This window comes from Bradyrhizobium sp. STM 3809, assembly GCF_000239795.1.
Taxonomy (GTDB): Bacteria; Pseudomonadota; Alphaproteobacteria; order Rhizobiales; family Xanthobacteraceae; genus Bradyrhizobium.
In genome coordinates, this window is sequence record NZ_CAFJ01000599.1 from 1 (window position 1) to 5,357 (window position 5,357).

The window sequence follows — 5,357 nt, forward strand, 5'->3', positions numbered from 1 at the left end:
TGGGCTCGAGAACCGCCAGGACGGGTTAGCAGATGTCGGTTCTGGGCCGTCCTGGCCATGACTCTGCTGACTCACAAGGATTTCAGAAAGGCCATGAGATCCTTGTCCTCCTTCCATGAGCGACCTGGTCGTGGCTGCCCGACTTCGCAAAGAGCTACGGCGTTGGCTTTCAGCGTGAGGTCTATTTCGGCATAGATGTTGGTGGTGCTGATCGAGACATGTCCAAGCCAGGCGCGGATGGTATTGATGTCCACGCCGGCGAGAACCAGGTGGCAGGCCGTTGTATGCCGGATCACGTGCGGGGTTATCGTTCTATCAGCCAGCTCCGACACTCGGGCCGCGCATCGCTCGATGAACCGATAGACTCCGAAGCGTGTGAACGGCGTGCCTAACCTGCTGACGAACACGGCATCCTCGGCCGTGCGGCCGATGATCTCTTCGGAGAGAGCCCGTTCGGTCTCCGGCCACAGCGGGCACTGGCGTGTCTTGCCGCCCTTTCCATGCAGGGTTGCGAGATCGTGCCCGCCGCTGCTGCGCCCGATTTGCAAATCCCGCACTTTCAGATGCGTGGCCTCGGATACCCGTGCGCCGGTATTGTAAAGGAAGAGCAGCAGCGCGTATTCGCTTCGGCCGTGCCTTGTCTTGCGGTCAGGCACGGCGAGCATGGCTTGCATTTCTGCCCGGCTCAGCCATCCGACCGGTGTCGGCATGGACTTTTTCGATGCGATGGCCCGGATATGGCCGCACCATTCGACATGAGCTGGATCCCGGCTGCCGACGAAGCGGGCAAATGCACGGATCGCCGCAAGCCGCTGATTGCGAGTTCGAATAGAACAGTCGCGATCTTCCTCGAGATACGCGAGGAACTGGAGCACCAGCCCGGAGGTGAGATCGCGTACGGCCAGCCGATCCACGGGCTTGTGCAGCTTGCGGCTGGCGAACGGCAAGAGCAGGCCGAATGTGTCGCGATAGCTCGTCCGGGTATTCCGGGCCAGATTGCGTTCGGTGACGATATGTTCGACTAGGAAGCGCCGGAGCCATGGACCGAGGGTTACAAGTTCAGGCATTTTCACCCCCGCCCGTATAGCGTGCAAAACGCAGCGCCGCCTGCTGCAGAAGCTCCGGCGTCATCGACAGATAGACCTTCGTACCCTCAAGATCGGAATGGCCGAGATAGCTGGAAAGAGCCGGCAGCAGCCGTTGCACGTCCGCCCCCTGACGATACCAGGCGGTCAGGCTGTGGACAGCGAAGCTATGACGGAGATCGTGCAAACGCGGGATCTGTCGCCCGCCTGCCGTCGCATAGACCCCTGCGATACGCCGCAACGCGTCGAACGCTTCCTGAACAGTGCTGCTGGCGAGCCGCGTGCCGTCCCGGTTCACGAGAAGGAAGGAAGTCTCACTCTGCGCAAGCCCGCCCCGCCGCCGCAGATGCATATAGCTCGCCAGCACCGCTGCAAGCTGCGGTCCGATCGGAACCAGACGACTCTTATAGAACTTCGTGGTGCGTATGGTCAGAACACATTCCGCCAGATCGATGTCCGCCAAGGTGAGTCCCGTCGCTTCGCCGAAGCGCAACCCGGCGCCGTATAACAGGAGAAGCAAAGTCCGGAATGTCGCCGCGTCTAATTGGACCGCGCCCCGCCGGCAGATCTCCACATTCGTGGGATCAAGGAGCCGTCGCAACTCCTCGCGCGAGTAGATGTAAGGCGGCGCCCGGACAGGCGATTTCGGTTCGTTCTCCGGCAGGGGCGAGCAACTGGCATGGCCGCGACTGAGGGCATGGCGCCAAAAGCCGGCTAGGGCGTAATATTTATTCTCGCGATGACGGGTCAGCGGTCCTTTGCCCGCCAGAAAGGCCAGAACTTGGGCCAGGGTGACTGCATTGCAGGCTGCATCCCCGTCTGCGTATCTAAGGAATTGCTGCAGGAGGTTCGCCGCGGTCGTGAACTTCGCGCCATGGGCTCGCCGCCAGACGATGTATTGCTCGATTGCTTCTCGCAGGGTCATACCAGTCCCTCCAGATCGAGGGCCGCCACCTCGCGAAGCGCAGCGAGATTGACCTTGGCGTAGACCGCGGTGGAGGACGGGTCGCGGTGTCCAAGAAAATCCCCGATGACCTTCATCGACATGCCTTGGTCCAGAAGATGCTGGGCTGCTGCATGGCGCAGTGCATGCGTTCCCCGCTTCCCGGTGATGATGCCAAGGCTCGCCAAGCGGTCTTTAACAATTTTTCCCAAAGTGCGCCGCTCGAGCGGCCGGATTGGCGCGCGCATTGTGAAGAAGAGCGCGCGACCGAAGCGAGACGGTCGGACTTCACGGATGTAGCAGAGAATGGCGTCTCCTACCGCTCGGGATAAGGGATAGGTGTGTGTCCGCCCCGACTTGGGACAGCGGACCCGGAGTATCTCATTCTCCCAGCTGAGATCATCCAGGCGCAAGCCGCCGACCTCACCGGCTCGCAGGCCGTAAACGATGAACAGCATCAGGATCGCGCGATCGCGCTTATCAGCCGGCCGATCGCCTTCTGTGGTGGCCAAGAGGCGCTGGACATCGGTTCGTTTCAGCCCCTTCGGCAAACCCTCGTCCCGCATGAAACGTGGAGGCATGATACCGCTGGCCATACCCCGCACGCACCAGCCGCGTGCCTCGGCAAACCGAAAGAACGGGCGAAGGCGCTGGGCGTAATCGTGTATCGTTCGACGATTCCAGGCTCCGCGCTTGTGCTCTGCTGCAATGACATCATCCATGTCGGTCATCCGGAGGGCGCTCAGGGGAACATCTTTTTCAGCCAACCGGCAGAAGAAGCGATCCGTGGCGCGGCAATAGTCTTCTATGGTCGCCGTGGAGAGGCCGCGCTCCTGGCGCAGCCACTTCCCGAAGATCGCGACTTTTGCGTGATGCGGATGGTGCTCACGTTCGGGTTCGTCGAGCCACCCCAAGAAGCGCATCCATCGAACCGCGTGAGTGACAAAACGCGCTTTCGCTTTGGTTGAGGCTGATCGATCGCACCTGCGGCCTTTCGGCTGCGACCAGATTACGGTTACGGCCTCGATCTGCGATAGGCGTACTTTGCTGCCTTCCTTCAGCTTCAGAAGGCGCACCAGGCTCAATTGATCATTGGCGCACTTCCGTAAGGTCTGTCGTCTGGCGCCTGCCTTCCTGAGATGAATGAGATATCGTTCCCGCGGCTCTACGAGTGGCGCTGCTCGATATCTCTCAGCGGTTCGAGGAAAGAAGATTTCTTCAAACATCATCGTGTCTCCATATCGATGGAAACGCGATCTTGCCGAAAGCTTACCGTTGGGAGATTATGTTAACCGACGGCCATCCCCGCCATTCACACCAAATGACCGTGCTGCCTAGTGCACATAGGTTTTTGACGAGTTGGAGGAACAACATTGCTGGATCCCACGTCTGGTCATAGTGAGAGTCAGTCTGTTTTCGATGGACCGCATAGGGCCACGGGCGTGCGTGACGACTACGTGATTTGATCAGGTGCTGTGCCTCGGATAGCTGGCGACTTGCCGCAGCGCTCAAGTCGGCAGCGCTGGGCCAGAAGCGGAATGGCTCGGTTGTTGCTGGCTGGGCAAATTCCGCCATAGAAGATTAACGAGATCTACCACGGCTAACTGATCAACTGGTCAGGCAGCGGAGGTTCTTATGCCGGACGACATGATTGTAACGACGGATGATCTGCTGGCGATGCTCGACACATTCCTTGCTGATCGGCAGGGACAGTGGTGGGATACATTATTTTCGCGGCGAAACACGCCAATTCCCTTCTTCGTCGAAAAGCCGGACGAGAATCTCGTCCAAATGTTTGCTTCGGGTGCGTTGAGATCCGGTAAGACGCTTGAGCTTGGCTGTGGGCACGGCAGAAACGCGCGATACTTCGCTGATCAAGATTGCGAAATTGACGCTGTCGATTTCTCACGCGTCGCCATCGAATGGGCGACTGAATTTGCGCCCCTTAATAGTCACAAGATCAACTACATTCACGACTCGATTTACAATCTGATACTGAAGGCGGCTACTTACGATATTGTTTATGATTCCGGTTGCTTCCATCATCAAGCGCCGCACCGTCGGGGGAGCTATCTCGATCTTGTTGCAACCGTAATAAAACCCGGAGGAAGTTTCGTGCTGGTGTGTTTCTCTCCTGAAGGAGGAGGTGGTCTAACTGACCGTCAAATTTACGAAAAGCCGTGGCTGGGCAGCGGGATTGGTTATAGTGAGGAACAGCTAAGTAAGATTTTTTTGCCGAAGTTCGTCATCAACGAATGCCGTAGAATGCGAGAGACGGGGCAAGCAGAGCCAGTTTTTGGCAAAGCTTTTTTATGGGTGTCTCGATGACGCGACGATCAGATTGACTCATATCTGCTTCTAGCCCTACCAATTACGGCGGATTTGATCTGGTCCGGGTTTGGGAAAAAGGTCGCTGTGTCGGTCGACATCTGTTATGGTTTATCTTCAACCGTCGCTCTGGAGCGGCAGGAACGGCAGCTTACCCCTCAATAGACTCCCTATCAGTCAGATGCCGGCTTCGGAAGGAGAGGGCCAGAAGCATTCGCAAGACGGACCAGAGTTGCACTAGGTTTCGCGAGGCATGAGATAGAGGAGCAGAGGCAGCACGGTTTCCGGGGAAAAGTAGAACGGTACTTCGCCAATCCTGGTGGCTCCCATTCGCTTATAAAATTCCTCGGATGACGGCTCGGCATTGATCACGATAGCCCCGGCCTTGAACTCTCTTGCTTGAGCGACAGCGGCCTCGAAAAGCGTTCGCCCAATCCCACGTTTCCAATGGGCTGGATCGACGTAAAGCCCTTGAAGCAGCGCAATTCCCGGAAGCGCTGTGGGCGTAACCCAAACAACGCCGACAACATTGCCCGAGTTGTCCTGTGCCACGCGAACCCAATTTCCGGTGATCATCGGCAGGGTAATCATTAGCGAAGGGATCGAACGATCTACAAACGCATCGTCATGTCCCGCATGCAGGGTCGCGCGCACAGAAAGGCGAGTCAGCTCACGTTGTTCTTCAGGCTTGGCCAGTCGAACTGAATAATCGCCCATGATCCCGCCTTCTGCTGATCGCGGTATCATATTGTGATCGCTTGGAAGGTCTGCAATAGGTCAAGGCTACCTTCCCAAATGCGCTAGCGCCACGGTCCCTGTACCTCAGAGCGCTGCCGACTTACTGCACCGCGCAAGTCGGCAGAGGCGGGCAAAGCCGGCTGTGCGTTCCACTGTCTAATATCGATTGCTGTCCGCAACATAACCGACAACACGACATAATCTGTCCGATTGCCAGCGGCGGCGGAGGCTGATCAGTCAAACCGCTCCGGCCTCAGCGCCCG

5 protein-coding genes are annotated in these 5,357 nt (G+C 58.0%); 1 reads left to right on the forward strand and 4 read right to left on the reverse strand.

Annotated features, from left to right (window positions below; translation table 11 throughout):
* Positions 1 to 71 precede the first annotated feature (71 nt).
* The 3 genes from BRAS3809_RS27130 to BRAS3809_RS27140 are packed head-to-tail and all read right to left on the reverse strand — an operon-like array spanning position 72 to position 3,104.
* Positions 72 to 1,067 (reverse strand): tyrosine-type recombinase/integrase, encoded by a 996-nt coding sequence (locus tag BRAS3809_RS27130; protein WP_008965206.1) that lies wholly within the window; start codon positions 1,065 to 1,067, stop codon positions 72 to 74.
* Positions 1,060 to 2,010, reverse strand: a complete 951-nt coding sequence (locus BRAS3809_RS27135) for a tyrosine-type recombinase/integrase (protein ID WP_008965207.1) — start codon at positions 2,008 to 2,010, stop codon at positions 1,060 to 1,062. The genes BRAS3809_RS27130 and BRAS3809_RS27135 overlap by 8 nt, the downstream gene beginning before the upstream one ends.
* On the reverse strand, positions 2,007 to 3,104 hold the full coding sequence (locus BRAS3809_RS27140) for a tyrosine-type recombinase/integrase (protein ID WP_240535780.1): 1,098 nt from the start codon (positions 3,102 to 3,104) through the stop codon (positions 2,007 to 2,009). Before BRAS3809_RS27140 ends, BRAS3809_RS27135 begins: the two co-directional genes overlap by 4 nt.
* 559 nt (positions 3,105 to 3,663) lie before the next feature.
* Here BRAS3809_RS27140 and BRAS3809_RS35190 point away from each other — a divergent pair.
* A complete protein-coding gene (locus BRAS3809_RS35190; protein ID WP_008965209.1) occupies positions 3,664 to 4,356 on the forward strand; it encodes a class I SAM-dependent methyltransferase in 693 nt (230 codons plus the stop codon).
* Between the two features lie 237 nt (positions 4,357 to 4,593).
* Here BRAS3809_RS35190 and BRAS3809_RS27145 read toward each other — a convergent pair whose 3' ends face one another.
* Complete coding sequence (locus tag BRAS3809_RS27145; protein WP_170323339.1) at positions 4,594 to 5,073, reverse strand: GNAT family N-acetyltransferase; 480 nt, start codon at positions 5,071 to 5,073, stop codon at positions 4,594 to 4,596.
* Between the last annotated feature and the right edge of the window lie 284 nt (positions 5,074 to 5,357).

Coding starts and splice junctions, on each gene's coding strand:
- BRAS3809_RS27130 (WP_008965206.1), bottom strand. CDS start 1,067: ATGCCTGAACTTGTAACCCTCGGTCCATGGCTCCGGCGCTTCCTAGTC.
- BRAS3809_RS27135 (WP_008965207.1), bottom strand. CDS start 2,010: ATGACCCTGCGAGAAGCAATCGAGCAATACATCGTCTGGCGGCGAGCC.
- BRAS3809_RS35190 (WP_008965209.1), top strand. CDS start 3,664: ATGCCGGACGACATGATTGTAACGACGGATGATCTGCTGGCGATGCTC.
- BRAS3809_RS27145 (WP_170323339.1), bottom strand. CDS start 5,073: ATGGGCGATTATTCAGTTCGACTGGCCAAGCCTGAAGAACAACGTGAG.